This window comes from Paraburkholderia sp. EG304, assembly GCF_046543485.1.
In the GTDB taxonomy this organism is placed as follows: Bacteria; Pseudomonadota; Gammaproteobacteria; order Burkholderiales; family Burkholderiaceae; genus Paraburkholderia; species Paraburkholderia youngii.
This window is the reverse complement of record NZ_JBKGUA010000008.1, coordinates 52,069-78,867: the sequence shown is the minus strand read 5'-3', so window position 1 is coordinate 78,867 and position 26,799 is coordinate 52,069. Positions and strand designations below refer to the sequence as shown.

The 26,799-nt window shown below is 62.6% G+C and carries 26 protein-coding genes and 2 pseudogenes; 14 read left to right on the top strand and 14 right to left on the bottom strand.

What is annotated here, in order from left to right; genetic code table 11:
- Window positions 1-118: 118 nt before the first annotated feature.
- The 3 genes from ACLFKU_RS12270 (at window position 119) to ACLFKU_RS12260 (ending at window position 3,454) form a co-directional block, all read left to right on the top strand.
- Entirely contained in the window at window positions 119-1,525 is a 1,407-nt protein-coding gene (locus ACLFKU_RS12270; protein ID WP_410849256.1) for an MFS transporter, read from the top strand.
- A gap of 108 nt (window positions 1,526-1,633) precedes the next feature.
- Window positions 1,634-2,824: a porin gene (locus ACLFKU_RS12265; protein WP_368583628.1), complete on the top strand. Its 1,191-nt coding sequence runs from the start codon at window positions 1,634-1,636 to the stop codon at window positions 2,822-2,824.
- Window positions 2,825-2,899: 75 nt separating this feature from the next.
- Window positions 2,900-3,454, top strand: a complete 555-nt coding sequence (locus ACLFKU_RS12260; protein WP_410849255.1) for a hypothetical protein — start codon at window positions 2,900-2,902, stop codon at window positions 3,452-3,454.
- 85 nt (window positions 3,455-3,539) lie between these two features.
- On the opposite strand, the gene ACLFKU_RS12255 is transcribed toward ACLFKU_RS12260, so the two are convergent.
- Window positions 3,540-3,917, bottom strand: a complete 378-nt coding sequence (locus ACLFKU_RS12255; protein ID WP_410849254.1) for a winged helix-turn-helix transcriptional regulator — start codon at window positions 3,915-3,917, stop codon at window positions 3,540-3,542.
- A 165-nt stretch (window positions 3,918-4,082) separates the two neighbouring features.
- Between ACLFKU_RS12255 and ACLFKU_RS12250 the strand changes: the two genes are divergently transcribed.
- Window positions 4,083-4,967, top strand: a complete 885-nt coding sequence (locus tag ACLFKU_RS12250; RefSeq protein WP_410849253.1) for an alpha/beta fold hydrolase — start codon at window positions 4,083-4,085, stop codon at window positions 4,965-4,967.
- A gap of 127 nt (window positions 4,968-5,094) precedes the next feature.
- Here ACLFKU_RS12250 and ACLFKU_RS12245 read toward each other — a convergent pair whose 3' ends face one another.
- A complete protein-coding gene (locus tag ACLFKU_RS12245; RefSeq protein WP_410849360.1) occupies window positions 5,095-6,156 on the bottom strand; it encodes a DMT family transporter in 1,062 nt (353 codons plus the stop codon).
- A 128-nt stretch (window positions 6,157-6,284) separates the two neighbouring features.
- Between ACLFKU_RS12245 and ACLFKU_RS12240 the strand changes: the two genes are divergently transcribed.
- The 7 genes and pseudogenes from ACLFKU_RS12240 to ACLFKU_RS12210 form a co-directional block, all read left to right on the top strand.
- A complete protein-coding gene (locus ACLFKU_RS12240; RefSeq protein ID WP_410849252.1) occupies window positions 6,285-7,265 on the top strand; it encodes a chromate resistance protein ChrB domain-containing protein in 981 nt (326 codons plus the stop codon).
- Window positions 7,262-8,443, top strand: a complete 1,182-nt coding sequence (locus tag ACLFKU_RS12235; RefSeq protein WP_410849251.1) for a chromate transporter — start codon at window positions 7,262-7,264, stop codon at window positions 8,441-8,443. Before ACLFKU_RS12240 ends, ACLFKU_RS12235 begins: the two co-directional genes overlap by 4 nt.
- Window positions 8,444-8,580: 137 nt before the next feature.
- The gene (locus tag ACLFKU_RS12230) at window positions 8,581-9,012 is read left to right on the top strand and encodes a chromate resistance protein ChrB domain-containing protein (protein WP_410849250.1); all 432 of its coding nucleotides are present in this window, start codon (window positions 8,581-8,583) and stop codon (window positions 9,010-9,012) included.
- Window positions 8,999-10,255: an MFS transporter gene (locus tag ACLFKU_RS12225; RefSeq protein ID WP_368583621.1), complete on the top strand. Its 1,257-nt coding sequence runs from the start codon at window positions 8,999-9,001 to the stop codon at window positions 10,253-10,255. The genes ACLFKU_RS12230 and ACLFKU_RS12225 overlap by 14 nt, the downstream gene beginning before the upstream one ends.
- 211 nt (window positions 10,256-10,466) lie before the next feature.
- Complete coding sequence (locus tag ACLFKU_RS12220) at window positions 10,467-11,297, top strand: DUF1259 domain-containing protein (RefSeq protein ID WP_410849359.1); 831 nt, start codon at window positions 10,467-10,469, stop codon at window positions 11,295-11,297.
- A gap of 82 nt (window positions 11,298-11,379) precedes the next feature.
- Window positions 11,380-12,423 carry a hypothetical protein gene (locus ACLFKU_RS12215; protein WP_410849249.1) on the top strand — a complete coding sequence of 348 codons (1,044 nt, stop codon included), beginning with the start codon at window positions 11,380-11,382 and terminating at the stop codon, window positions 12,421-12,423.
- A 151-nt stretch (window positions 12,424-12,574) separates the two neighbouring features.
- Window positions 12,575-12,883 (top strand): annotated as a pseudogene (locus tag ACLFKU_RS12210) (ATP-binding cassette domain-containing protein); the annotation flags it as partial.
- A 28-nt stretch (window positions 12,884-12,911) separates the two neighbouring features.
- Here the strand turns inward: ACLFKU_RS12210 and ACLFKU_RS12205 are convergent.
- Together ACLFKU_RS12205 and ACLFKU_RS12200 are read right to left on the bottom strand one after the other, a co-directional pair.
- A complete protein-coding gene (locus ACLFKU_RS12205) occupies window positions 12,912-13,550 on the bottom strand; it encodes an alkyl hydroperoxide reductase (protein ID WP_410849248.1) in 639 nt (212 codons plus the stop codon).
- A 272-nt stretch (window positions 13,551-13,822) separates the two neighbouring features.
- Complete coding sequence (locus tag ACLFKU_RS12200) at window positions 13,823-14,194, bottom strand: cupin domain-containing protein (RefSeq protein WP_410849247.1); 372 nt, start codon at window positions 14,192-14,194, stop codon at window positions 13,823-13,825.
- 352 nt (window positions 14,195-14,546) lie between these two features.
- On the opposite strand from ACLFKU_RS12200, the gene ACLFKU_RS12195 reads away from it, so the two are divergent.
- Window positions 14,547-14,894, top strand: a complete 348-nt coding sequence (locus tag ACLFKU_RS12195) for a GNAT family N-acetyltransferase (protein WP_410849246.1) — start codon at window positions 14,547-14,549, stop codon at window positions 14,892-14,894.
- A gap of 1 nt (window position 14,895) precedes the next feature.
- Here ACLFKU_RS12195 and ACLFKU_RS12190 read toward each other — a convergent pair whose 3' ends face one another.
- The 3 genes and pseudogenes from ACLFKU_RS12190 to ACLFKU_RS12180 all read right to left on the bottom strand — a co-directional run bounded on the left by ACLFKU_RS12190 (window position 14,896) and on the right by ACLFKU_RS12180 (window position 17,337).
- Window positions 14,896-15,549 carry a cysteine hydrolase family protein gene (locus ACLFKU_RS12190; protein WP_410849245.1) on the bottom strand — a complete coding sequence of 218 codons (654 nt, stop codon included), beginning with the start codon at window positions 15,547-15,549 and terminating at the stop codon, window positions 14,896-14,898.
- Between the two features lie 281 nt (window positions 15,550-15,830).
- Window positions 15,831-16,257, bottom strand: a pseudogene (locus ACLFKU_RS12185) (alpha/beta fold hydrolase); the annotation flags it as partial.
- A 246-nt stretch (window positions 16,258-16,503) separates the two neighbouring features.
- Window positions 16,504-17,337, bottom strand: coding sequence for an oxidoreductase (locus tag ACLFKU_RS12180; RefSeq protein WP_410849244.1), 834 nt, complete (start codon window positions 17,335-17,337; stop codon window positions 16,504-16,506).
- A gap of 94 nt (window positions 17,338-17,431) precedes the next feature.
- On the opposite strand from ACLFKU_RS12180, the gene ACLFKU_RS12175 reads away from it, so the two are divergent.
- Window positions 17,432-18,403, top strand: coding sequence for an AraC family transcriptional regulator N-terminal domain-containing protein (locus ACLFKU_RS12175; protein WP_410849243.1), 972 nt, complete (start codon window positions 17,432-17,434; stop codon window positions 18,401-18,403).
- Window positions 18,404-18,443: 40 nt separating this feature from the next.
- On the opposite strand, the gene ACLFKU_RS12170 is transcribed toward ACLFKU_RS12175, so the two are convergent.
- The 7 genes from ACLFKU_RS12170 to ACLFKU_RS12140 all read right to left on the bottom strand — a co-directional run bounded on the left by ACLFKU_RS12170 (window position 18,444) and on the right by ACLFKU_RS12140 (window position 25,550).
- Window positions 18,444-18,902, bottom strand: coding sequence for a YbhB/YbcL family Raf kinase inhibitor-like protein (locus ACLFKU_RS12170; RefSeq protein ID WP_410849242.1), 459 nt, complete (start codon window positions 18,900-18,902; stop codon window positions 18,444-18,446).
- 159 nt (window positions 18,903-19,061) lie between these two features.
- Window positions 19,062-19,358 carry a hypothetical protein gene (locus ACLFKU_RS12165; protein WP_410849241.1) on the bottom strand — a complete coding sequence of 99 codons (297 nt, stop codon included), beginning with the start codon at window positions 19,356-19,358 and terminating at the stop codon, window positions 19,062-19,064.
- 200 nt (window positions 19,359-19,558) lie between these two features.
- A complete protein-coding gene (locus tag ACLFKU_RS12160; protein WP_368583609.1) occupies window positions 19,559-19,987 on the bottom strand; it encodes a VOC family protein in 429 nt (142 codons plus the stop codon).
- Between the two features lie 63 nt (window positions 19,988-20,050).
- Window positions 20,051-21,157 carry a hypothetical protein gene (locus tag ACLFKU_RS12155; RefSeq protein WP_410849240.1) on the bottom strand — a complete coding sequence of 369 codons (1,107 nt, stop codon included), beginning with the start codon at window positions 21,155-21,157 and terminating at the stop codon, window positions 20,051-20,053.
- 224 nt (window positions 21,158-21,381) lie between these two features.
- On the bottom strand, window positions 21,382-22,482 hold the full coding sequence (zapE, locus tag ACLFKU_RS12150) for a cell division protein ZapE (protein ID WP_410849239.1): 1,101 nt from the start codon (window positions 22,480-22,482) through the stop codon (window positions 21,382-21,384).
- 230 nt (window positions 22,483-22,712) lie between these two features.
- Window positions 22,713-24,548, bottom strand: a complete 1,836-nt coding sequence (locus ACLFKU_RS12145) for a thiamine pyrophosphate-requiring protein (protein WP_368583606.1) — start codon at window positions 24,546-24,548, stop codon at window positions 22,713-22,715.
- 99 nt (window positions 24,549-24,647) lie between these two features.
- Complete coding sequence (locus tag ACLFKU_RS12140; protein WP_410849238.1) at window positions 24,648-25,550, bottom strand: YihY/virulence factor BrkB family protein; 903 nt, start codon at window positions 25,548-25,550, stop codon at window positions 24,648-24,650.
- Between the two features lie 159 nt (window positions 25,551-25,709).
- Between ACLFKU_RS12140 and ACLFKU_RS12135 the strand changes: the two genes are divergently transcribed.
- Complete coding sequence (locus ACLFKU_RS12135) at window positions 25,710-26,792, top strand: ligase-associated DNA damage response exonuclease (RefSeq protein WP_368583604.1); 1,083 nt, start codon at window positions 25,710-25,712, stop codon at window positions 26,790-26,792.
- Window positions 26,793-26,799 lie beyond the last annotated feature (7 nt).

Here is a 26,799-nt window from a genome sequence, read left to right as displayed (position 1 = left end):
CTCCGCGAGGAGGCTCGTGACGAGCACCCACTGCCGCGCCGGCTAGAGACGATATGACGGATCCGCGCGACGCGCCGGGAGTTGCCCGGCCGCCGACGCGGCACCTCTGGAGGAGACGATGATTCAAACCCTGCCCGATGCGCGCGCGGTGGACGTGTCGCGCCTGATCGACGAACAGAGGATCGGCCGCTTCGCGATCCTGCTGATCGCGTCCACATGGCTCGTGATGCTGACCGACGGCTACGAGCTCAGTGCGCTGGCGTTCGCCGCGCCTTCGCTGATTCGAGCGTGGCACATCGAGCGCAGCGTGCTCGGTCCGGTGTTCGGCGCCAACATCTTCGGCATCATGGTCGGCTCGATCCTGTTCGGCTATATCGGCGACCGGATCGGGCGCAAGCGCGCGATCCTGCTCGGCGCGTGCTGGTACGGGCTCATCACGCTCGCGACCGCATGGGCCGCGAGTGTCGACCAGCTGCTGTGGCTGCGCTTCGCGGCGGGCATCGGCATCGGCGGCGCGGTGCCGAACGCGTTCGTGCTGGTGTCGGAATTCGCGCCGAAGCGGCTGCGCGCGACCTGGGTCACGCTGATGTTCACCGGCTACACGCTCGGCGCGGGCTTCGGCGGCGGCGTCGCCGTGTGGCTCGTGCCGCACTATGGCTGGCCCGCGGTATTCGTGGTCGGCGGGCTCGCGCCGCTCGTGGTGGCGGCCGGGCTGTCGTTCGTGATGCCGGAGTCGCTGCGCTATCAGGTGCTCAAAGGCTGGCCCCGCGACGGCATCGCGGCGACCGCCGCGCGGGTGCGGCCCGAACTCGCGTTGCCGCCCGGCGCGCAGTTCGTCGTCACCGACGAGCGCCGCGTCGCCAGGTTCTCGCCACGCATGCTGTTCGCCGGCCGCCTGCGCTATGTGACGACCGCGCTGTGGCTCGCGTACATCGCGAATTCGATGGCGCTGTTCTTCCTGCAGAACTGGCTGCCCGTGCTGATCGAGGCGACCGGCGTCGCCGCGCATCGCGCCGCGCTGATGACCACGCTGTTCTCGGTCGGCGGCACGCTCGGCGGCCTCGTGCTGATGCGCTTCATCGATCGCCACGGCGTGCGGCTCGTCACCTGTTTGCCGCTGGTTGGCTTTCCGCTCGTCGCGGCGCTCGGCATGGACCTGAATACGGCTTTGCTGACCGCAGCCGTGTTCGGCGTCGGCTTCTGCGTGGCCGGCACCCAGGCGGGTCTCAATGCGGTCGCATCGATCGTCTATCCGACCAGCTTCCGCTCGAAAGGCACCGGCACCGCGATCGGCGTCGCGAAGATCGGCTCGATCTCGGGCCCGATGATCGGCGGGATGCTGCTCGCCGGACATCTGCCGGTGCGCGAGCTATTTCAGGTCGCGGCGCTGCCGGTCGTCACCGTCGCGGCGCTGATGTTCGTGCTCGGTCGCATGTACCGGCCCGGCGATGCGCACGACGACGGCCTCGCCGAGCACGATCTGGCGGGCGGCGCCGAGCCGCCGCTGTCCGCGGCAGAGCGGTAGGACTCGCAGCGGCGGCAGGGCCGGCTGTGCGCGGCGCACCGTCGCGCACTCGGCTCGCTGGCGCCTTTCATCCGCATCACCCGATTAAATCGAAACCGGAGAAGCACAATGAAAACAGCAGTCTGCACTGCTGCGGTGGTTTGCGCCTTCGCGGCGCCGCTCACGGCCGACGCGCAAAGCTCGGTCACGCTGTACGGCATCATCGATACGGGCATTGCCTGGACGAATACGGTCGCGTCGTCGATCAAGGCGCAAGGGGCCTCGCGCTGGTCGATGGCGACCGGCTGGGGCAGCGGCGATCGCTTCGGCTTCCTCGGACGCGAGGACCTCGGCGGCGGCCTGTCCGCCGTGTTCCAGCTCGAAGCCGGCTTCAGCGGACTGAACGGCACGTCGTCGCAGGGCGGCCGGCTGTTCGGGCGGCAGGCGTACGTCGGGTTGGCGAGCACGCAGTACGGCAAGCTGACGCTCGGCCGCCAGTACGACTACACGTTCGACTACGTCGCGCCGCTGATGTCCTGGCTGATGTTCGGCAGCATCTACGGCGCCCACATCGGCGACGTCGACGACAGCTTCCAGACGTTTCGCCTGAACAACAGCGTCAAGTACGAGGTGAGTCCGCTTACGGGTCTGAAGCTCGGCGCGCTCTACGCGTTCAGCAACCAGGCGGGCGGCGACGCCGGCCAGGGCTTCGCCAACAACCGCGCGTACGGCTTCGGGGTCGACTACCTGCGCGGGCCGCTGCACGTGGTTGCGAGCTACCTGCAACTGAACAATCCGTCGGCGGGGCTCGCGTCGGGGAACAATCCGACCGGCGCGATCGGCGACGAGTACAGCGGCTCGACCAGCATCTTCTATAACGCGGGCTTCGTCGAGCGTCAGCGGATCTCGGCGCTCGGCGCCGGCTATACGTTCGGCGCTGCAAACGTGAACTTCATCTTCACCAACACGCTGCTCGACTATCGCGGCGGCCACAGCCTGCGTGTCAACAACTACGAGATCAACGGGCGCTACTACTTCACGCCGGCGCTGATGGCGGGGCTCGGCTACATCTTCACCGATGGCGGTGGCTATACCGGCACCGGCGCGACGTCGTTCGCAACCGGCGACCGGCCGAAATGGCATCAGGTGGACGCGGGCATCAGTTACCTGCTGTCGAAGCGCACCGATCTGCATATGTCGATGGTCTATCAGCGTCTGGCCGGCGATGCGAGCACCGTCGCAATCAACTTCTTCGGACCGGCTGGGGCGGGGCGCAATAGTCAGATCGCGGTGCTGGCGGGGTTGCGGCATCGGTTTTGAGCGAGGCGGCGGCGGTGGAGGCTCGCGCCTCCCCGCAATGGAACCAGCGACCTAGAATGATTGGTAGGAGGGGCCATGAAACGTGGTCAGGTCGTTGGGCTCATTTGCGGTGCGGTGCTGGCCGGATGCGTGTCGGCCGGTGTCGATGTGAGCCCGGAACAGATGTCGAACTTCAAGCCGGGCGTGACTACGCTGCAAGAAGTCGTGGCCGCGCTCGGTCCCGCTTCGGTAGAGAGTGCGCTGGACGACGGCTCGACGTTACTCGTCTACACCTACGTGACCTCGCGGCCTCACCCGGAAAGCTTTCTTCCGTTCATCGGGTCGCTGGTTGGCGGCTCCGACACACATAGCTCCGCAGCCGTGTTCATGTTCGGCCCGCAGGGCATTCTCAAGAGCGCGAGTACCACGACCTCGACCGTCGGCACGGGCCTTAGCAGCGTTTCGAGCGATCTGCAGCGCAAGGCGCCGGCGGCAAGTGCCAGTCCGCCCGTCGTGGTCGAACGCGTGCAGCCGCCTGCCGTGCAGAGTATCGGGTCGTTTCCGGAAGAAAACGTGCAGTCGGCGCCTGACGATGGCGTCGAAACGTCGCCGGAAGATAGCGTTCAGCCGGACTCGCGGGGGCAGCGGTAAACCGTGCTGTTCGGCACGCGTGGACACCGCCGTCCCGCTCATTGCGAATGACCGATGTCGAGTCTGGCCGAATGATTTGACAAGCCTATCGCTCCCCCAATGCATGTTGGTCATAATCTCTTTGCGCCTGCTCGATCACATGCAGGTGCTTGATCGACCAGTCATACACTGCGCCAAACGGGACCTGGAGCGTCCGCCCGAGGTCCGTGATCGAATACTCGACCGCCACGGGCGAAGTGTTGAGCACCTCCCGAGCGATCAGGCCATTGCGTTCGAGACGCCTCAACGCCTGGGTGAGTGCCTTGTGAGTGATCCCTTCCAGCCGACGCTTGATCTCATTGAAACGCGTTGGCTTCTGCGTCAGTAGCGTAAGAATCATCACCGACCATTTGTTCGCCACCTGATCGAAAAAGGATCGCGCCGCGCAGTCCGCAAAGAACACCTGGTCCACCTCGCAAGTCATGCCGGTATCCTCCTGTATATCTGCGCACCCGAAGGTGCGTAATTGACTGTAGATATCCGATGTATAACATGGCGCCAAGGTAATCGCTTCGTGCGTGGCGCTCATTAAAATCACACAGCCGCCCGCGTTCGTTCATGTTTTTTTATGCGTAGGTTAGGACGACACATGGAAATCAAACTGCGCGAACTTTCGCGTCGTGACATGCTGAAGGTCGCCGGTGCGGCAGCGATTGCGGCCACTCTCGGCAACCATGAAGCCTTTGCTGCAACGAAACCACTGGCCACATTGTTCGCGACCGAGGCAGGCACGGGCAGGAGCGTCATGTTCATCCACGGCTGGACCTGCGATTCCCACGACTGGAGCTGGCAACTGCCGTTCTTCGAAAGCAGGTTCCGTGTCGTCGCTGTCGATCTGCGCGGGCATGGCAGGTCGGAACTGATGCCGTCCGGGAGTTATGCGCCCGCCGACTACGTCGCGGACATCGAGGCGCTTATCGAAACACAGCATCCCGGACAGAAATTCATTCTCGTCGGACATTCGATGGGCGGCCAGATCGCCGCCCGACTCGCCGCAAAGCGCGCCGATCTGGTCAGCGCGGTCGTGTCCGTCGATGGCGCGCTCGGCTTTTCCGGCGCTGCTGCCGAGCTCTTTGCGAAAACCACGCATGACCTGAATGCGAGCGATCCCGGCATCGTTGTTCGAGCGTTGTTTGAGCATGTTTACGACCGCAACACCGACCCGGCATTCAAACGTTGGCACGCGAGGCGCGTGCAGGGCATGCCGGCGCATGTCGTGCGCGAATCCTTCGGTCCGCTGTTCTTCGGCAGCGATCAGGTCGGCATCGGAGAAGCGAGCGCAACGTTCTGCAGGAGCCTTACCGTTCCCGTCTATCACTTGTGTCGCGACCCCGAGCAGGCGCATCGCATGCGCGCCTGGTTCTCGCATCCGGAGTCGAAAGTGGACGTATGGACCGATACGGGTCATTGGATCATGCAGGACCGAAGTGGCGACGTTAACGCCGCGATTAGCGCGTGGATAGACGCGTTATAGCCGGCGGCCTTCGCAACTCGACCCCGGAAAACCTCGTGCCTGAACTCGACGTTCTGCTCGATGAAATCGCAGACTTCACGCCAGACGCATTCTCGACTTTGGACTAGTTCGATCCTCGTGCGCCCAACTAGTGCTGATGCCGATGATGAATATCGGGGAAATGCGCGTGCGAATGGGTAATAGGCAGATGCACGTGAGGGTGCGTGTGCGGCTCGTCACCGGCATAAGGAAAATCATGCTCGTGCTGATGATGCTCGTCATGGCGATGCCGGTGCGTGTGTTCGAGAAACTCATGACGGTGCTCGTGCTCATGCCGCTCGCGCACATGTTGCCAGATGCCCAGCGCCATCAGGGCCGCGGCGATCCAAAAAGACAGGTTGGGCAGGGCGGGCCATATGATCAGCGAAAGGATCACACCGAAAAGCGGCGCAACGGAAAAGTACGCACCTGTACGCGCGGTACCAAGATGGCGAAGCGCAACAACGAACAGCACGAGGCTGATGCCGTAACCGCCGAGCCCGGTCAGCATCGCTGCGGTCATGGTTCCTGCTGACGGCAGCGCAGCGCCAGCCGCGATCGCGATGCCGAGATTCACGGGACCGGCCACCAACCCTTTGAGACACGCGATCACCATCGCATCGTTCGCCGAGACCTTGCGCGTCAGGTTGTTGTCGATTGCCCAGCACAGACACGCGCCGACGATCAGTAACGCACCTACCGGCACGCCTGCCTGTCCGGGATGCCACGACAGAAGCACGCCGCCCGCAACGATCGCCACCATCCCGAGAAAAACCTGAAGGTCGACATTTTCCCGGAAGACCACCCAGGCAATCACGGCGGTCAACACGCCCTCGAGGTTGAGCAATAACGAACTGGTTGCCGCTGGTGTGGTCGACAGACCCAGCATCAGCAGTGCGGGCCCGGCGACGCCGCCCATCGCTATCGCCCCGATCAGCCAGGGCAGCTCGCCTTTGGTGATGCGATGGTGCGAGCCGGACTGACGCCCGCGCGATCGGAACGCGCGCCACGCGATGCCGACGCCAAGCCCCAGGCCGCTACCGAGATAAAACAAGCCTGCGAGCATGAATGGGCTGACCGAGCCGAGCAGCGCCTTGGCCAGCGGTGTCGCGGCGCCGAACAGCGCCGCAGCGGCCAACGCGGTGAATATCGCGCCATATCCTGATCTCACAACTTCAACCTCATGTTCGCGGCAGAAGGGACAGTTTACCGACCATTGCCGGGGTGACGGATGCAATTCGTCGTACGCAGCAAAAAGTTAACTTGTAGGGAGCGTTACTGCAATGTAACGTAATCTACATGACTACACTTTCAACCTGGTCGCTACTGGTGCTGACTCTCCCGACAGAGAACGCTACCGCGCGGATGCGTTACTGGCGTGCGCTGAAGGCCCGTGGCTGCGCTGTGCTTCGGGACGGCATTTATCTGCTGCCTCACACGGAAGAGCGCGAGCAGGTGCTGCGCGAACTCGCAGGAGCCATCGCTGATAGTGGCGGCACCGCGCACCTGCTACGCGCGGCGAGCCTCGACGCCGCGCAGGAAGCGGAATTCCGGGCACTTTTCGATCGCAGTGACGACCATGCTGAGTTCATGCGCACGCTGAAGGACGCACGCAAGACAGTTTCCGGCCATTCAGCGGCGGACCTTACGAAGCTGCTTCGGCGTCTGCGAAAGGATTACGAAAGCATCGTCGCGATCGATTTCTTTCCGGGCGACTCCGCAACTCGCGCCGAGGCGGCGTGGCAGGACTTCATCGGTCTGGTCGATACCGTGCTTTCGCCGGGTGAACCCCATTCCGCCGAGCGGCCCATCCGAAGCCTGTCAGTAATCGACTACAAGGGGCGCACGTGGGCCACGCGGCAACACATGTGGGTCGACCGCGTAGCAAGCGCCTGGTTGATCCGGCGCTTCATCGATCGCGATGCGCACTTCATCTGGCTCACATCGCCCAGTGCCTGCCCACCCAATGTGCTTGGTTTCGACTTCGACGGCGCCGCGTTCACCCACGTCGGCGAACGCGTGACGTTCGAAGTGCTGGTCGTCAGCTTCGGTCTCGACAAGGATCCCGCGCTGCTGCGGCTCGGCGAGATGGTTCACGCGCTCGACGTGGGTGGCGCCCCCGTGCCCGAAGCCACTGGGTTCGAAGCCGTGATGGCAGGGGCGAGGGAACGCGCGCCGAATGATGACCAGTTGCTTGATGAAATGGGCCGCGTGCTGGATTCGCTTTACACGCACTTTGCGTCGGCCGCGAAAGGCAGGGACGCTGGAGGACGATCGTGAACACCGCGACGGTGACGGCTCCAGGTTACACGCTCAGCCAACTGGTCCTGTACATGCTGCAGCTTGGCACGTTCGGATTCGGCGGACCTGTGGCGCTCGTCGGCTACATGCACCGCGACCTCGTTGAACGGCGCGGCTGGATCAGCGAGTCGGACTACCGTGAGGGACTGGCGCTCGCGCAGATGATGCCGGGACCACTCGCGGCACAGCTCGGCATCTATATGGGCCACGTGCACTATCACATCGTGGGTGCAACGCTCGCCGGTATCGCCTTCGTGCTGCCGTCGTTCCTGATGGTGGTTGGCCTTGGCTGGGCCTACGCTCATTTTGGCGGTCTCTCATGGATGCAGGCTGCCTTCTACGGGGTCGGTGCCGCAGTCGTGGGGATCATCGCGATGAGCGCGTACAAGCTCACCACGAAGACCATCGGCAGGAACAGGCTGCTGTGGGCGATCTACCTGACGCTCGCGGCGGTGACCGTCATCACCGAATCGGAGATCGTGTGGCTGTTCATTGCGGGCGGCCTCATCAACTGGTTCGTCGTTGCCCCACCGAAATGGTTGAGCAGGGGCGGACTGAACGCAGCCGCAGCCGCCCAGCTGCCGGCTGCGAGCGGCATGCTCAGTGGTCTTGACTGGCCGCTGCTCGGCCAGATCGGGCTGTTCTTTATGAAGGCGGGCGCTTTCGTGTTCGGCTCCGGGCTGGCAATCGTCCCGTTCCTTTACGGTGGGGTGGTCACCGAGCATCACTGGCTCAACGACAAGCAGTTTGTCGATGCTGTGGCCGTCGCGATGATTACGCCGGGACCGGTCGTGATCACGGTTGGTTTCATCGGCTATCTGGTCGCAGGACTCGCGGGCGCCTGCGTGGCGGCTCTCGGCACCTTCCTGCCTTGTTATCTCTTCACGGTGCTGCCGGCACCATACTTCAAGAAGTACGGCAAGCTGCCCGCCGTCAAGGCGTTCGTCGACGGTATCACTGCCGCTGCTGTTGGCGCCATTACCGGCTCGGTGATCGTGATTGCACGGCGCTCAATCGTCGACGTGCCGACTGTTCTGCTCGCGCTCGCAACCGTGCTCTTGCTGTGGCGTTTCAAGAAGCTGCAGGAGCCAATCATCGTCATCGCCGCGGCCCTCATCGGTCTTGCTGTATACCCGCTCATCCATGCGCACGGCTAATGGAGCGCTGCTCAGGCGACCAGAAACAGACTCTGATTCTCGACGAGACCGGAAAGGTCGTCGCGACGCGGGGCGACGAGGAAGACGACGACTGATCAAGCGTTTTGTCACAGCTGTGTTCAAGGAGGAGCAGCGTTATGAAATGGATTACGCGCGAACGACCCAAAGTCGACCGTATCGCCTGCCCGTGGCTGATTGCCCGTTTCATCGACAAGGAACCGGAGTTCCTCTACGTGCCTCGCGACGAGGTTATGCGCCTCGCTCAGCAAACAGGGGCGATTCCCTTCGATGTGCCGGACGTCGAACTCGGTCATCACGGCGAACTCTGCAGTTTCGATGCCTTCCTGCAGAAATATCAACTGGACGAACCCGCGCTGATCAGGCTCGCGCGCATCGTGCGAGGCGCCGACACCAGCCGGCTCGGTCTGGCTCCTGAGGCGACCGGGCTCTATGCCATCTCTATCGGCCTGTCACGCAATTTCACAGACGATCATGAGCAGTTGCGACAAGGCATGATCGTCTACGACGCGCTGTATGCCTGGTGCAAGAGCAGCAATGAACACACGTGAGGAAGGTCACACTGTTTCGCTGGCAGCGCGGATGTCAAGACGGGTGTTGCCAGCAGGAGCCGACCGCGCGGCGCAACTGCTGCTGGTAAGCCGTGGACTGCGGGGCCTCTGTGACGGTTTCATCGCGGTGCTGTTACCCGCATATCTGCTTGCGCTTGGGTTCGCCAAGGTCGACGTCGGGCTGATCAGCACCGCGACGCTGGTCGGTTCCGCAGTGGCCACGATCGCGGTGGGTGTGCTTGCCAATCGCTTTGCGGCACGCCGGATGTTTATTTTCGCCGCTGTACTGATGGTCGCGACTGGCCTTGGCTTTGCGGGGCTATCGTCGTTGCTGCCTCTGCTCATCGTCGCCTTTGTTGGTACGCTCAACCCAAGCTCTGGCGACGTCAGCCTTTTTCTCCCCCTCGAACAATCCCAGCTTGCCGGGATGGCGACGGGCGATGCACGAACGGCGCTATTCGCCCGCTACAGCCTGGTCGGTGCCGTTTCAGCCGCAGTCGGTTCGCTCGCAGCGGGCGTGCCCGCGTGGCTGGTAGCACATGCACACATGGCGGAACTCACGGCCATGCGCACGATGTTCATCGTGTATGCGGCGACGGGCGGTGCGATCTGGTTGCTCTATCGTCGCTTGCCGCCTGCTGGCGCACACACTTCTGGCCTGAGCGCACCGCTCGGCAAGTCACGGCGCATCGTGACACGTCTGGCGTTGCTGTTCAGCGTCGATGCGTTTGCCGGCGGTCTGGTCGTCAATTCACTGATGTCGCTGTGGCTCATGCAACGCTTCGGCCTGTCCGCGGGCGCGGCGGGCCAGTTCTTTTTCTGGGCAGGGCTGCTTACCGCTCTCTCCCAACTGGCTGCACCGCGACTCGCCAGCAAGATCGGGCTGCTCAATACGATGGTGTTCACGCACATCCCGGCAAGCCTGTGCCTCATCGCCGCGGCCTTTACTGCTTCGTTGCCAGTGACTTTGGCGCTGCTGCTCGCGCGCAGCGCGTTGTCCCAGATGGATGTTCCCACGCGCACCGCCTACGTGATGGCCGTCGTTACGCCGGCCGAGCGGTCCGCCGCGGCAAGCTTCACTTCGGTACCACGGAGCCTCGCTGCATCGCTCGCACCGTCTCTGGCGGGCGGCCTGATTGGCATCGGGTGGCTTGGCGCGCCGCTTGTCGCCTGCGGCGCGCTCAAGATCGCGTATGACCTTTCGCTACTTTTCGTCTTCCGTCACGTCAAACCGGATCGCTGAACGAAACGGCCCGGACTAGTTCCACCACGCAGGCGGGAGGAAACCAGACAGAGCGCAGTTCCCGAAGAGCAAAAAAATGCTGCGTACTGGATGCACCCAGTTCAAGGAGGAATTTCTGATGTCATCGTTAAGACGCCTCTCGCATGCATTGATGATCGCCACCAGTGTCTGTGCGTTTACCAGCTCAGCCAATGCACGGCAGCCTGCGTCAATGGACACGGCTCGCATTGAACAGATCACCGGCCTGAAGGGCACACTTTCCAAACAGGAGGGCGTGTTCAAGATCACGAAACCGCGCAACGATGTAAAGGTCCAGGTAGACGGCTGGACAATGCCACCGTTCATGGGACTCACGTCCTATGCAGCATTCAAGCCGGCACACGGTTCGCAGGTCATGATGATGGGCGACACCGTATTGTTCGAAGATGAAGTCGGTCCAGCCATTAGTGCAGCGCTCGACGCCGGCCTGGAAGTGACGGCGCTTCACAATCATTTCTTCTTTGACCAGCCCAAGGTGTACTTCATGCATATCGGCGGCACGGGCGATGCCGGAAAGCTCGCGGAGGGCGTCAAGGAGGTCTACGACAGAATCGCTGAAGTCCGGGCCGCCCACACCGACCCAGAAAATGCCTTTGCTGGCCACATTGCGGAGCAGAGCAACATCACCCCTGCACCGCTGGAAGCGGTGTTCGGCGCGAAGGGCCAGACGAACAACGGCATGTTCAAGGTGGTCGTCGGCAGGACAGCCACCATGCATGGCGTCACCGTTGGCAACGAGATGGGCGTCAACACGTGGGCCGCCTTCGCCGGCATAGACGACGAAGCGGTTGTCGATGGCGATTTCGCGATGCGTGAAAGCGAGCTGCAGGCGGTACTCAAGAGCATGCGCGCATCGGGGATCAATATCGTGGCCATCCATCAGCATATGACGGGCGAGTCGCCCCGCATCATGTTCCTGCATTACTGGGGCAAGGGTAAGGCCGCCGACCTGGCCAGGGGTGTCAAGGCGGCTCTGGATGCGCAGGCCGCAATCACGCGCTAACGCTGCGCGGCCATATTCTGCGCGATGCCACCGCAGCCGCCATTCGCGCGCAGCGGTGGCCGTCGTGCCGCAGGAGGGTTTGATGAAAATCTTTCAACCTTGGCGTTTGCGCCCGGCGGTGCTCCTGTACCTCGTCCTACTCGGACTGTGTACAGCCTTGGGTGTGCTGGTGCATATGATTCCGCCCGCTGCCGGGCAGGAGGTCAACAATCTCCCACTGACACACGTCGCTGATATCCCGCTGCCGGGTCGCGCCACGCGGCTTGACTACGAAAGCTACGATCCCGAGCGCCATCTGCTGTTCATCGCGCACCTCGGCGACGCAGAGGTGATTGTCGTTGATGTGAATGCTTCGCGCGTGGTCGCACGGATTCCTGATGTTTCATCGGTGCATGGCGTGCTCGCCATTCCCGGGATGTCGCGCGTGTATGCCTCGGCGACGGGAACGGACGAGATTGTGGCCATCGATGAAGCAACACTCAAGATCGTCGCGCGCATGCCGGGCGGACATTACCCGGACGGGATGGCTTACGCGCCGGATGTGCATAAGCTTTACGCGTCAGACGAGACTGGGAGCACGGAGACAGTCGTTGACGTCCGGACCAACCAGCGCATCACGACCATTCCGCTTGGTGGAGAGGTTGGCAACACGCAATACGATGCGCAATCGCATCACATCTTTGTCAACGTGCAGACGCGCAATGAACTGGTTGAAATTGACCCGACAGTCGACAGGATCGTCGCCCGGTTTGCCCTCCCGGGGGCCGATCACAACCATGGACTGTTGATCGATTCGATAGACCGGCTTGCTTTTGTCGCCTGTCAGGGCAATGACAAACTGCTCGTCTTCGATATGGAAGCACGGCGCGTCGTCCAGTCATTCCCCATCGGCAAGGACCCCGACGTGCTCGCGTTCGATCCCGGTCTGGGGAGGGTCTATGTCGCTGGCGAAGATGGCGTTGTCTCGATCTTCAATGTCAAAGGCCCGCACGTTGCCAAAATCGCTGAGGGTCGGCTCGGTCCAAACGCGCATGTAGTCGCAATCGACCCTGCCACCCATCACTCATATTTCCCGCTGAAGAACGTAGACGGACACCCGGTGCTGCGCGTAATGGCATCCGGGTGATGCGGTGATGTCCTCTACAGCCGGGGAAGTCAGGCGTGGCTGAGTTGGGGCAGTTAAGGGCTGTTGCATCCACAGCTGGGCGGCGCCAAGTAGGTGTTTGCCCGCATTCTTACCGGAAACGCTTGAAGTGAGACCAGCCGGGCTTTTGCCCCTGTTTCCGCACATGAGCGTTCTCGAGAACGTGACGCTCGCGCCGATTCGCGTTCTGAAACAGCGGGAAGACGAAGCAGAAGAACGCGCGATGACGCTGCTCAAGCGCGTTGGCCTCGCTCACAAGGCGAAGGAATATCCGGATCGCTTGTCGGGCGGTCAGCAGCAACGCGTGGCGTTCGTGCGCGCGTTGGCGATGGACCCGATGGTGCTGTTTCTCGATGAAATTACTTCGGTACTGGACCCCACGCCGGTCTCCGAGGTACCCAATATCGTGCGCGATCTGGCGAGCGAGGGCATGACGATGCTGGTGTCGTTCGCGGTTTGCAGGGGCGGCGTTACGACTTGCTCGCCGCACGCAGTGCCGCTCGCATGCTCATTTCTATGTCGAGAAGTCTTGCGCCGAGCTCGACGAAGCTGCTGCGCCCCTCGCCGAAAACTTCGCCGTTCATGTAGATCGTCGGCACGACGCTGATATCACGCGCGGACAGCTCACTCTGAAAAATTCCGCCGTCGATCGTAACGTTGTGAATCCGTGGATTGATCACCGCCATCATGTTCAGCGCTTGCACGACGTCCACACAGCTGCCGCACGATAACGAAATATAGGTTTCGAAATAGTAGTCACGTTCCAGTGTTCGAATCCGTTCGATGGTCGTATGGTCTGCGACGACCGGATGCCCGCCAACGTGGAGGATTGCAAGGACAAGGGACGAAAATTCAGGCCCTGTTGGGGTGGCGGCAAACTGAATGCAGGCATCTGCTCCCACCTGCCTGATTGAAAAGGAGGGCTTGCGCTCGTCGCCGTGCTGCTCCTCGACGACCGTGACCAGGTCGGTCAACGACGCAATTTCGTTCAGCATCGCCAGCATTAAGTGCGATGTTTGACTACCGCCCGGCGACACGATCAATTCGACGGGTCTGCGAAGGTTTCGCAGATACGTCTGCAGTTGTGACCTCAGATCGATGTTCAGCATTTGAATTTCGATTCCGTAGCAACCTGCACAGGGTGATGTGAGGAGCTAACGCCACAACAACACGCGGGTACCCACAACCGGCAGCGCCGGTTGGTGGGTAGGGAGTGCCTCGCAATGCTCCCCCAACATCGGGACGATTTGGTGCGCTATCGCACACATTCAAAGCGGTCGCGAATTACCTCCAATGCTTGTCACCGTGCCTGCTTCAGCGGCAACTTCGGCCAGCGTCGAGGGTGACAATGCCACCGAAGCGTCCGCAGCGCAACTGATCTTCAAAGCTCGATGACGTATGACTGGCCGGGCTCCAGTGCACAAATTGTCAGAAAGCGAAGTGGGCGTTCCGGGTCGCAGTTGCGAAAAAGCGTATGTGGCACGTCCGTCCTGTCCTGCAAAGACGCGCCGGCCGAGTATCGTCGGGGAGCGTCGCTGCCGTATGCAGACTCGGCTACGCCTTCCAGTATGTAGACGATTCCACCAACCGGATGCGCGTGCAGCGGGGCCACGCCACCGGGTGGGTAAGTCACCTCGGTCAGAACGAGTTCCTGACCACTTCCCGGCATCGGCATACGTTCGAGCACGCGTCGCGTGACACCCTGAAACCCGCTTGCTCCGGTATCGGCAGCGGCATCGACAGGTTCAGTCATGGCAAAACTCCTCCCAGCGCAGGCACGATGACCCGATCGAACCCGTCGGCTGCGCTCGGCGCCTCGACCGACATCCGCATTTCGAGCGCCGTGCGCACCTAACGCTTCATTTCCACCACACGAAGGTCGACGGGCCGTGAGTGCGGGTCCTGCTGCGCCGCCAGATCGTTTGCGGTGTTGATGGCATTCAGTACCGCAGTGAGGCCGGTATCGAACACGTCGTCGAGGGCGAGGACGCCAGCTTCATGGCGTAAACGCTATCAAAGTTGACATTTACCGCAATGGTACAGCGGGAACGGCGCACCTACATTACTCGTCACCGAAACCCGTTTGACGAGCACAAGGAGTCGATATGAATCAGCCGTCCCAACATATTCTGGGCACCCCCATCTGGTCTGCGTTGACGACCCGACAGGGGCATCTGCGGCAAGGTGGTTCGATGGCGGGTGAGCGCATGCAGGTCGATGGTTATGTCGAGATCAGCGCGGTCTGCGTGCATAACGACTATCGCGGCAAGGGCCTCGCAGGCCGACTCGTGAATGTCTTGCGCAGGAACATCGAGGCACGCGGGGACACGGCGTTCCTGCATGTTCGCAATGACAATCATGCTGCGATCGGCTTGTATGAACGCTTGGGGTTCAAGTTGAGGCGGCCCTTTCACCTGATCAGCATCGAGCGTGTTCCTGCGCCGGTCTGCTGATCTATCGTTGAGTCATTGCCTCAACGACGTCCCGGGTCTTGACGACGGCGTGCGCAAGAAACGCAAAGTTGGTCAACGCAGCCTTATAACCGTCGCCCCAAACCGGATGCCGCGGTCCCGCTGTGGCATCGGCGACGACGGATACTTCGAAGCCCTGTTCGAGCAGGTCGCGCAGGTGAGCCTCGACACACATATTGGCGAGCATGCCGCCCAGTACGACCTTCTGTACGTTGCGCTTGCGAAGCTGCAGCGTCAGGTCGTTCGTTTGCGGACCAAAAACCTTGTGCGGGCTCACGACGATGGTTTCCCCATCGTCGATGAACGGCTTGAACTCCTCCAGCCAATCAGCGCCCGATTTCTCGAATCCGCTCAGATTCAGTGCGCCTGTGCGAGCAAAAGTGCCGGTTGCAAACTCGTCCGCCTCCAGCGGGCCATTGAATTTCCACGTGCGATCGGTCGGATAGAAGTAATGCGGCGAGATGAAAACGCTGAATTTCGCCGCTTTTGCCGCCTTGAATATCTGCAGCATGTTTTCGACGGTCCGGTTTTCCGTCACGCTGGCTCCAACAGCGCCCCAGTTCTTCCCCAAAAGGCTGAGCACATCGATTTGGGGATCGATAAACACAACGGCGGTGTCCGTGGGATCGTATTTCATGATTCGAGCTCCAGAGGGTGAAGACTGCGCGTGCCGATTTGCGAAGAACAGCTTCTATCTACATCACTCGAGCGAGTGAGACGAAGTGTAGGCAAAGTCGCGCGTCGCACACAAAGGAAACTTTCCACGCGTTGTGCAGGTTTGCACGTTTATCGCCGATCACGCACGACTATGCGACAGCTTGCGCGAAAGAAATTCGTCGATATACGCGGCGATTTCCGCGCCGTGCGTTTCGAGCGCAAAGTGTCCGGCATCCAGCAAATGGACTTCCGCCGATGGAATATCGCGTCCACATAGGCATTGCCATTCTGGCTGACGATCGCCGTCACACGTTCGGGATGTGCAACAGCGAGCCGGTAACCGGTCGGCGCACCGTAGTCGAATGCGTAGATCGCGTAGCGACTGAGTTGCAGCATCTCGGTGAAAGCGTCGATGACCTTGGCGAGATTGTCGAACGTGTAGTCGAATTCGCCGCGCGGCGGCGCCTTCGTCTGACCGAAGCCAGGAAGATCCGGTGCGACGAGCCGGTAGCGGTCGGCCAGCAGCGGCATCAGATCGCGGAACATATGGCTCGACGTGGGAAAACCATGCAGCAGCATGGATCACGGGCGCGTCTGCCGGACCGGCTTCCCGGTAGAACACTTCGACATCACCGACCTGTCGAGTCTTGTACTGGACGGGATGGGCGGGCAGATTGCGAACGTTCATGGTGCTGCCTCCGTGTGTCGACGATGCCGTCATCAGGCGGCCTGGTTTGCTAACGTTGAAAACCCATTGCAGTTGGGCTAGCGGATGAAGGATCCCACTGTCGGTATCTACTCCAGCAGCATGTTGTCAGATGTTCCGCCGCCGCGGCCGACGCGGGCATCGCCATGCGGTCTGCGTTTGCAAGAGCGGAACGCTTCGGCTGCCTGACAGTGAGGCCGCCCGACAGCGTCAACAAGACTTCGGTCATTAGCCATCCGTCGAAACGGTGGTGGCCTCCCACGCGCCGATTTCCGCGTTCAACGCCGACAACTTGTCTCGAACGAGCCCGAGTGCGTCGCTACCGAGCAAAAGATGTGCGGGCGGATGTTCCGCTGCGATGGCGGCCAGCATTGCCCGCGCCGCTTTCCCAGGATCTCCCAATTGCTTACCGCTTTTTTCCTCGCGGGCCTGGCGGATGGGATTGAAGATCTCGTCGTAATCCGGAATCGAGCGGGGCGTCCGAGTCATCGAGCGACCCGCCCAGTCAGTGCGAAACGAGCCCGGCGCCACCGCCGTCACGGCAATACCGAAGGGCTTGACCTCTTTGCCGAGCGCCTCGGAGATGCCTTCCAACGCAAACTTGCTGCCGCAGTAATAAGTGATTCCGGGCATCGTGATGTAGCCGCCCATCGATGTGATATTCACAATGCGACCGCGGCGGCGCGCACGCATGAATGGCAGGACGGCCTTCATCATGGCGACTGCACCGAACACGTTCACATCGAACTGTCGGCGCATCTCCGACAGAGGCGATTCCTCCATGATGCCCTCGTGACCGTAGCCGGCATTGTTGACCAGCACGTCGATGGGTCCGACGCTGGCCTCGATTTCCGCCACGACGCCGTCGATCGCGTCGAAGTCGGTCACGTCGAGCACGCGTGCGCAAGCGGCGTTCGCGGCCAGGGACTCGAATTCGCGCTTTGCCTGGGCACTTCTCACCGTACCGACGACCTTGTGACCCAGCACCAGCGCTTCTTGTGCGAGCGCGCGGCCAAAGCCGCTGCTGACGCCGGTGATGAGCAGGGTTTTGCTGGATGCCATTGAAGCTTCTCCCGAATGTCGATTGGAGAGTGCATGCTAATCTGACAAACGAGGCAAAATAAGCCGAATTCCGCTGAGTTTCTTGCACAAAACTATGAGCACAATCCGCGCTTCGACCCAGCACCCAGCTTTATCCTCGCGAAGCCAGAAACGCATGGTTGCGTTGCTGCGCGCGTTGGCGCCCGACGAGGGCTACAACCTGACGGCGCTGCCGAGCGTCCGCATCTTGCGGTCGAACCGGGCGCTATCCCGCACGCCGGTGCTGTACGACCCCGGTATCGTGATCGTCTGCCAGGGCCGCAAGCGTGGTTATTTCGGCGACCAGCTGTACCTGTATGACGAGAGCCACTATCTGGCCGTATCCGTGCCTGTGCCGTTCAGCATGGAGACCGACGCAACCGAGGAGCATCCACTGCTCGCGCTGTATCTGCACCTCGATTTCGCATTGGCCGCCGAACTCGCGGAGCGCATCGACCGCGAAGGCGAGGCTGAGCGCCCACCAGCACCTCAGAGCATGATGTCGACGCCGATGGATGATGCGATGCAAGCTTCCGTGCTGCGCTTTCTCGAGGCGATGCATCGGCCACTCGAAGCTGCTGTATTGGGTGCCGGGCTGCTGCGTGAACTGTATTTCCGCGTGCTCACCGGAGCCCAGGGAAGCTCGTTGCGCGAGGCTTTGGCGATGCGAGGACAGTTCGGCCAGATAGGCCGCTCACTGCGCGTGATTCATGCAAGCTATGCGCAGCCCCTCGACGTAAGGCAACTGGCCGACGAAGCGGGTATGAGCATTCCGAGCTTCCACAGCCACTTCAAGGCCATTACACAGGTGTCGCCGATGCAATACGTGAAGTCGACGCGCCTTCATCAGGCCCGCCTGTTGATGGTGCGCCACGACCTGACGGCGGAGGCGGCGGGACACGCTGTGGGTTACGCGAGCCCGTCCCAGTTCAGCAGGGAATTCAGGCGTCTGTTTGGCTTGACGCCGGCCGCGGAGGCGAGGCGGATGCGCGAGAGCTTCGCGATCCCGGCGGCATTCGCTGATACGGCTTACGTGTCGTCGCACTGATTCTGGGGCACCGGAACCGCTGGATTCTCTTCGTCTGCGCTCATCGCTTCTGATAGGTGCCGATCAGTTCGGCGTGCGTGAGTACGTGCCCTTGCATGGCCTTCTCGAGCGCAGCCTTGCTGGGGCTTTTCAAATCGGGCAATACGGTGTCGAGCGCGTACAGCTTGTGGAAATAGCGGTGACGTCCAACGGGCGGACACGGGCCGCCGTAAGCGGCACGCTTGAAGTCATTGGTGCCTTCGAGCGTGCCGCCCGGCAAAGGCTGTGCATCAGCGCCATCGGCTAACCCGGTGGCTGTCGGCGGGATGTTGTAGAGCACCCAATGCACCCAGGTCATTCTCGGCGCGTCGGGGTCGTCGACGATCAGCGCCAGGCTTTTTGCGTTCGCGGGTACGCCGGACCACGCGAGCGGCGGGGATACATTGGCGCCCTCGCAGGTATGCTGCACCGGAATCTCGCCGCTCTGTCGGAAGGCTTGCGACGTTAGCGTGAGTGTCATGGCAGCCTCCTCGTTGGGTCGCGACCATGCTTTTATTCTAGGTCAGCGCCCACGGAGGTCGCGCGCGGCGAGTTCACGTATACGCGGATCGAACGACCGTATGCCTGGGGCACAGGCGACGTCCGATTTACCGCGCGGTGTTGCCAGCCAAGCTTGCGCTTATTGGCCGACTGGCGACTTCGTGGATGGGGTCGCCAGTGAGTTGTTGACCCCGTAAGCGGGCTGGCGGGACGTCGAGCTACCGTCCGTGCTCATCGTGTTCATCGGCTGGCCTGAGGTCGGCGACGCCGCGCCGCTGTCCGTGCCGGTGGCGCCAGGCGTGCCATAGCCACTCGTTGGAGCGGCCGGCGACTTCGTGGACGGAGTCGCCAGCGTGTTGTTGCTTTGTGCATATACGCCGCCCGACAGCATCAGCGCGGCGAGGGCCGCGATCAATGTGCTGGTTGCCTTGTTCATGAAGCGCTTCTCCTTTGATGGATTGCGATTTCGACGCAAACGCGATGCTCTCGTACGTTTCCGTCAGTGTCGCGAAACTCCAAGTTTAGGAAAGCGAAGGCTGATAGTTATGCGCATTATTCACAATGGTGAATATCGATTTTCGGAATTAACCGGGCAATCTGATGCACACTCGTTCCTAATCGGCACGGCGGCCGCGATCATTTCTTGTCACGCATCCATGGCGTAAACGTGATGCCGGTCAGCAATCCTTCCGGCCCGATAAAGCGGCTGACAGTCTGGCCCCACGGCTCAGTCCGGTTCCTGACCAGCATTCGATACCCTTGCGATTCAAGTTCTGCCGTTGCCGCTTCGACGTCGTCGACATCGAACTCGATCCAGGCTTGCGGAATGGGTACGTCGGCAGGCCACGATTGCGTGCCGAAGCACGACTGAGAGGCGTGAGAGAGCGGCCACAACGCGAAAGAGTTTGCGCCGTTCAAACTCTCCGTATGCAGATAGCCGCCGTTCTCTTCCTTGAAGGGGATACCGAAGGCGCGGCGGTAGAGATCGCGGCTTGGCTGGGCGTCGGTCACGATCGGGCCAAAGCCTGCGATGAACAAGGCCGTGGTAACGGGGATCTTTTGCATGGCTTTTCCTTTGCCGCGAAAGGGCGGCGGGTGAGCGGCGGGTGAGAGGTTTTCATTCACTCGTCAATTCGCCGGAATGGTCACCACCGGCGCCTTACTGCTCGTATCCGATTCCGCGAGCGCCATCAGATTCTGCACGACTGTAAACGCGTATTTCGAATCGAAGTCATTGCGCTCGACCCAATATACCGAAGGCCCATATGCGATCGACACATAAGCATCGGCCGGCGCGGCGTTGCCCGAGTGCACGATAATCGTCGGCCTGGTTTCACCGCCGACCAATCCGACCGTCGGCTTCGTCGAACCGTCGCTGATGCGCTCCTGCGGCACCTGCACCTGCGCGCCGAGATCGCTGAGGATGCCGAGCACCGAGCGCGTGACCATGGTAATGCGCTCGCCCTTCGCGGAAGTCGACGACGGCCCATACACGACCTCATAGCTACGTGTCTTCGTAGACAGATGCAGCAGCCTGCGCACGCGCGCGACATCGGCGGCCGTGCCCGGCGACTCGCCGCTGCTGGTCGCACCGATCGACAGAAACACGGCCAATGCGGGGCTTTGGCCGCCTTTGAGATCGGCCTTTACATCGAGCTGACGCGTCTCCACGTTCAGCTCGCCCGCCAGTTGCAGACGACGCAACGCCTGCAGCAATTCGAAGAAGCCCGGCGCGCCCGCACTGTTGTTGCCGCCGAGCACATCGCCGTTGCGCAGACCGCCGATCGACTGCGCGGTGATGCGCAACAGCAGATCGATCGGCACGCCGCCCTCGGCGAGCGGCAACACGAGCGCCGGCGCGAGCGGCCGGATATAGGCGGACGCGAACGCTTCACCGGTGGTCGGCGTGAACGTGAAGGTCGGCCGGTTCGAGTACGACACGCTGCCGGTCGCCTGTGCGTAGTTCGGCATGGTGCCCGAGCCGGCGTTGAGCGTCGCGCCGCCGGTGGTGTCGAACGTGTAGGCGGCGATGATGCTGCTGACGGTGAGGAACGCGGGCGCATCGCCGTAGCGCAGACCGATCACGGCGGCGAGGATCGCGCGCTTCTTCGCGTCGCCGAGCGCGCGTGCATAGTCGACCTGATCGGCCTTCAGACGCGAGGGGCCGATATGCACGCAGGCGGACGTGAGGCAGGCCGCGCACAATGCGGCGGCTACGGAAGCGGTTCTGAGCATGGGCGGGCGCGAGCGGCGGTAATCCGCTGAACAATGGAGTCTGCGCTCGGCGTTAGCAGAACCCATTCCCGCGCAAGCGGCGGGCCGGCTCCGGGGCCGCTTCGTTGTCGCTCCGGCGCAGCGCGCGCCGCTGGAGCGCGTGTGTCGACGCGAGAGGGCGCTGGCACGCTTTACCGCTGCCTTGCAAGAATTCCAGAAATGGGCGCGGGTCAGATGCCCGGCTTTCAAGCTTCGGCGTCGATGCCGTCTTGCGCTTCGTCCGCGCCGCCTCGCTCGAGCACGCTGCGATACGCGCGCGATTGCAACTCGGCGAGCCGGCTTAGCGTACGCGACAGATCATGCGCGCCTTCGAGACCGATCAACGCGGTCTCGATCGGCTGATCGGACGCGATGAAGAGGGCACGCTTGCGGTCGTAAAAGATGTCGATCAGCCACACGAGGCGCTGCAGCGTATGCGACTGTCTCAGTGCTTGCGTATGCAGACGATCGACGATCAAGCCTTGCCATTGCTCGGCGAGATCGAGGTAGTCGAGGTGCGAGCGGCTCGCGACGCACAACTGCTCGAAGTCCGCCCACAGCAGCGTGTTGCCGGCCGCGCGCGCTTCGAGCGGCCGGCCCGCCGCGCTCAGCCTGACCGGTTCGATCGCAGCGCCGCTTTCATGGCTCGCGAAGATATCGCGCAACGCGGCCGCGCTGGACGCATCGAGCGGCGAGAAAAAGCGCGGCACTTCGGCCGCTTCGCCGCCGAAACGGTAATCGCGCGCGCCGTCGAAATGGATCACCGTGAAGGCACGTTTGATCTGCGCGATGGTCGGCATAAAGCGCTCGTGGAACTCGGGGTCGGGCAGCAGATCGTCCGGTGCGTAGTTCGACGTCAGCACGATCCGCGTGCCGAGGTTGATCGCGGTATCGAGAAAGCGCCCCATCAGGAACGCGTCGGCGATATCGTGCACATGGAATTCGTCGAAGCACAGCAACTCGATGCCGTCGAGCCATTGCCGCGAGACGTCGCCGAGTCGGTCGTCGCCACGCGGCGCCTGGACGAGCCGGCGGTTCATCTCGCGCAGGAACTCGTGGAAATGCAGGCGCCGTTTGCGGCACGGCGCGAGCTCGAACAGCGTATCGACGACGAGGCTCTTGCCGCGCCCCGGCAAGCCGTGACAGTAGACGCCTTGCGGCCCGAACGCGGCGGTGGACCATGCATGCCGTGCGCGCTGCTGCGCGCCGAGCAACCCGGCGAGCGCGCTGATGGCCTCACGCTGGCGCGGATCGGGCGTGATGCCGCGCGCGGTCAGTGCGCGTGCGATGCGGGTTTCGTCAAGCATGGGCGAGGGCGTCCATGCCAGGTGATGCAAACGATGCGACCTGCGCGAATGACGCAGTCTGGGCCGCCGCGAAAACGGCGAGGACGTGTGTGAGCATGAGATAAGGGGCGACGTGATGGCCTGCGTTGAAGCAGGCCCAATGAGCGCGCGCACGAAGCGCGCGCCATTTTAACAGTCACTTCCTCTGTCGAACCGTTGGCGCGCGCACACGTCGTCGAGCCGCTACCGCATCATTTGTCGTGATGTCCCGGCAGCACCGCACCGAGCACCTGCCTGGCCGTCTCTACCACCACGTTGCCCTGATCGGGATCGCCCTTCAGCAAAGTCTCGGCAAACGCTTTGGCCTGCGCGAGCGTAACGTGGGGCGGCAACGGCGGCACGTTCGGATCGGACTTCACCTCGATCACGACCGGACGATTCGACGCGAGCGCGTCGTCCCAGGCGGTCGCCATCTGCTCGGGATTGTCGACATAGATGCCCTTCAAACCGATCAGCTCCGCGAAGCGGTGATACGGCACGGAAGGAATGTCCTGCGACACCTCGAACTTCGGATCGCCTTCCATCACGCGTTGCTCCCACGTGACCTGGTTCAGATCGCCATTGTTGAGCACCATGCAGATCCAGCGCGGATCGCTCCAGCCTTGCCAGTACTTCGCGACCGTGATCAGCTCGGCCATGTTGTTCATCTGCATCGCGCCGTCGCCGACCAGCGCGATCACGGGCCGCTCGGGATACGCGAACTTCGCGGCGATCGCATACGGCACGGCCGCGCCCATCGACGCGAGCCCGCCCGACAGCGAGCACATCATGCCGCGCTGCACCTGCAGATCACGCGCGTACCAGTTCGCGACCGAACCCGAATCGCTGGTGACGATCGCGTTCGACGGAATGCGCTTCGACAGTTCCCATACCGACAGCTGCGGATTCAGGCCAGCCTTCGCGGGTTCGTGCGCGCGTTTTTCCAGCGTCTTCCACCAGTCCGACACCCAGCCTTCGATGCGCTCCCGCCACAGCCGATCCTCCTTCTGCTCGATGAGCGGCAGCAGCGCGCGCAGCGTCTCGACGCTATCGCCGACGAGGTTCACTTCCATCGGATAACGCAGGCTCAGCATGTCGGCCTTGATGTCGATCTGCACGCCGCGCGCGTCGCCTTCCTTCGGCAGAAACTCCGAGTATGGGAAGCCGGAGCCGATCATCAGCAACGTATCGCAATGGGTCATCATGTCGTAGCTCGGCTTCGTGCCGAGCAGGCCGATCGAGCCGGTCACCCACGGCAGATCGTCGGGCAGCGCCGCCTTGCCGAGCAGCGCTTTGGCGACGCCGGCGCCGAGTTTCTCGGCGACCGCGATCACTTCGTCGGTCGCGTGCAGCGCGCCCGCGCCGACCAGGATCGCGACCTTGCGGCCGGCGTTCAGCACGTCGGCGGCCTCGCGCAACTGCTGGTCGCTCGGCACCACGCGCGGGCGCGCGTAACCGATGCCCGAATGCAGCGTGCCGTGCTTGCGCCCCGGCGGTTCATACGGAATGTCCTGCAGATCGTTCGGCAGTATCAGCGCGGTCACCGCGCGCTCGGCAAGCGCGATACGCACCGCCCGATCGACCAGATGACGCACCTGCGCGGGCATCGTCGCAAAGCCGACGAACGAGCCGGCCACGTCCTTGAACATCGCCGGCAGATCCAGCTCCTGCTGATAGTGTCCGCCGATCGCCGCGCGCGCCTGCTGACCGGCGATCGCCAGCACCGGCATGTGATCCATGCGCGCGTCGTAGAGGCCCGTCAGCAGATGCGAAGCGCCGGGCCCCGAGGTGGCGATGCACACGCCGAGTTCGCCGGTGAACTTGGCATGCGCGGCGGCCATGAACGCGGCCATTTCTTCGTGGCGGACCTGGATGAATTCGATCGGGCCCGGCTGATCCGTGCCTTTATGGCGTTTCTTCGCTTCGCTCTGCGCGCGGTTCAACGCGCCGAAGACGCCGTTGATGCCGTCGCCCGGATAGCCGTAGATACGCCGCACGCCCCATGCATGCAGCCGCTCGATGATGAAATCGCCAACCGTCTCAGCCATGATCCTTGCTCCCTCAATATCCAGTCGAAGCCGCCGTGTCGCATGGGCGGCTTGGGTCGGTATCGAACGAGCAAGGGCTGTACCTTGCGACTGGCTTGCTTAGCCGGTCTTGATCTTCGGCTGCGGCGCGTCGAGCGCTTCGGTGCCGAAGCGCTCGTACTGCGATATCACCTGCGCGCCGAACAGCAGCAGAGTGGCGAGCCATTCGAAGCTCAGCAGGATCACGATCGCCATCGTCAGCGAACCATAGACGAGGCTGACCTGCGACAGCGTGGCGAAATACCAGACCAGCACGTGCCGCGTAACCTCCCACAACACGCCGGCCACCACGCCACCGATCAGCGCATGTTTGAGCGACGGACGTCCGACCGGCATCACCAGATACACCGAAGTCAGCACGAAGATTTCACCGGCGAGCCCGAGCAGATACAGCAGCACTCGCGTGAAGCCCTGCAACGACACATGCAGGCCGAACAGTTGCAGACCTTCGGCGCCGATCGTGTCGAGCGCGCTCGATACGAACGTGACGATCAAGAGGCCAACGCCGAGAAACATGATGTAGCAGTAGGGCAGCAACGCCGAGACCAGGAAGTGGCGCCGCTTCACGACGACGCGGTGCACGAAGATCAGCGACATCGCGTTTTCGAGCACGGTGAAAGCGAGCGAGCTGAAGAACAGCATCGTCAGCAGCAGCACCCAGCCGATCACCGCGCGATGCTGCAAAAAGTTCGACAGCTCACGCACGAGCGCGGCCGATTGCCCGGGCACGAGCCAGCGCAGCAGATGCGACAGCGCTTCGAGCACCAGCTGCTGCGGCACCACGCGCGACAGCACGATGACGACCAGGATCAGCAGCGGCACGATGGACAGCAACGCGTAATACGCGACCGCGCCCGCGAGCAGCAGCCCCTGGTTCGCGCGAAACGCCTTCAGCGTTTGCAGCAGGAAGCGCCCGGGATGCCTGGCGATAAACAGCGCATGCTGGTCGAGCAGGATCGGCATGAGGCCTCGCGGTGCGCGCCGGGCGCTGCCGGATGGCAACCGCTCTCGACACGCCTGTGTGCTTTATATACCGTAAGCAGAAACGGGGCCATCAATGGCGCGGCATATAGTTTGCTTAGCCGCGTTCGGAAGATCGCCCGCCAATCCCGAGGACAGCCGATGGATCAGCCGCCCCGTCAGACCAACGCCGCGCCGCAAGCCAACGATCTGGTGGTCGCGCGGCCCGAGGGACTGTATTGCCCGGCCGGCGATTTTTACATCGATCCATGGCGGCCGGTGGAGCGGGCGGTGATCACGCATGCGCATTCCGACCATGCGCGCTTCGGCCATCAGCGCTATCTCGCGACACGCGCGGGTGCGAGCGTGCTGCTGTCGCGGCTGCCCGGCATCGCGCTGCACACGCTCGACTATGGCGAGCCGCTCATGGTCGGCGCGGCGCGCGTGTCGCTGCATCCGGCCGGGCATGTGCTCGGTTCGGCGCAGGTGCGCATCGAGCACGGGGGCCGCGTATGGGTCGCATCGGGCGACTACAAGCTCGAAGCCGATCCGACCTGCGCCGCGTTCGAACCGGTGCGCTGCGATACCTTCATCACTGAATCGACTTTCGGTCTGCCGATCTATCGCTGGGATACGCCGCAAAGCGTGTTCGATTCGATCGATTCATGGTGGCGTCACAACGCGTCCGAAGGGCGCGCGTCGGTGGTGTTCTGCTATTCGTTCGGCAAGGCGCAACGCGTGCTCGCGAGCGTCGATGCCGCGATCGGGCCGATCTTCTGTCACGGCGCGGTCGAGCCGCTCAATCGCGCGTATCGCGACGCGGGAGTGCGCCTGCCGCCAGTCAATCTCGTCAGCGAGATCGCCGCGAAAGACAAGGCCGTGTTCAGACAGGCGCTGATCGTCGCGCCGCCGTCCGCGCAGAACAGCGCGTGGCTCAAGCGCTTCGGCGATTACAGCGATGCGTTCGCGTCGGGCTGGATGCGCCTGCGCGGTGCGCGCCGCCGGCGCGGCGTCGATCGCGGCTTCGTGCTGTCCGATCACGCCGACTGGCCGGGTTTGCAAACGGCGATCCGCGAGAGCGGCGCCTCGCGTGTGATCGTCACGCATGGCTCGATCGAACCGATGGTGCGCTGGCTCAACGAGCAAGGCCTGCAGGCGAGCGCGTTCGACACGCAATACGGCGACGATACAGTCGAAGCCGATGCGGCCGGCGCCGACGAAGCGCCCGCGGCGAGCGAAACATGACGGACAC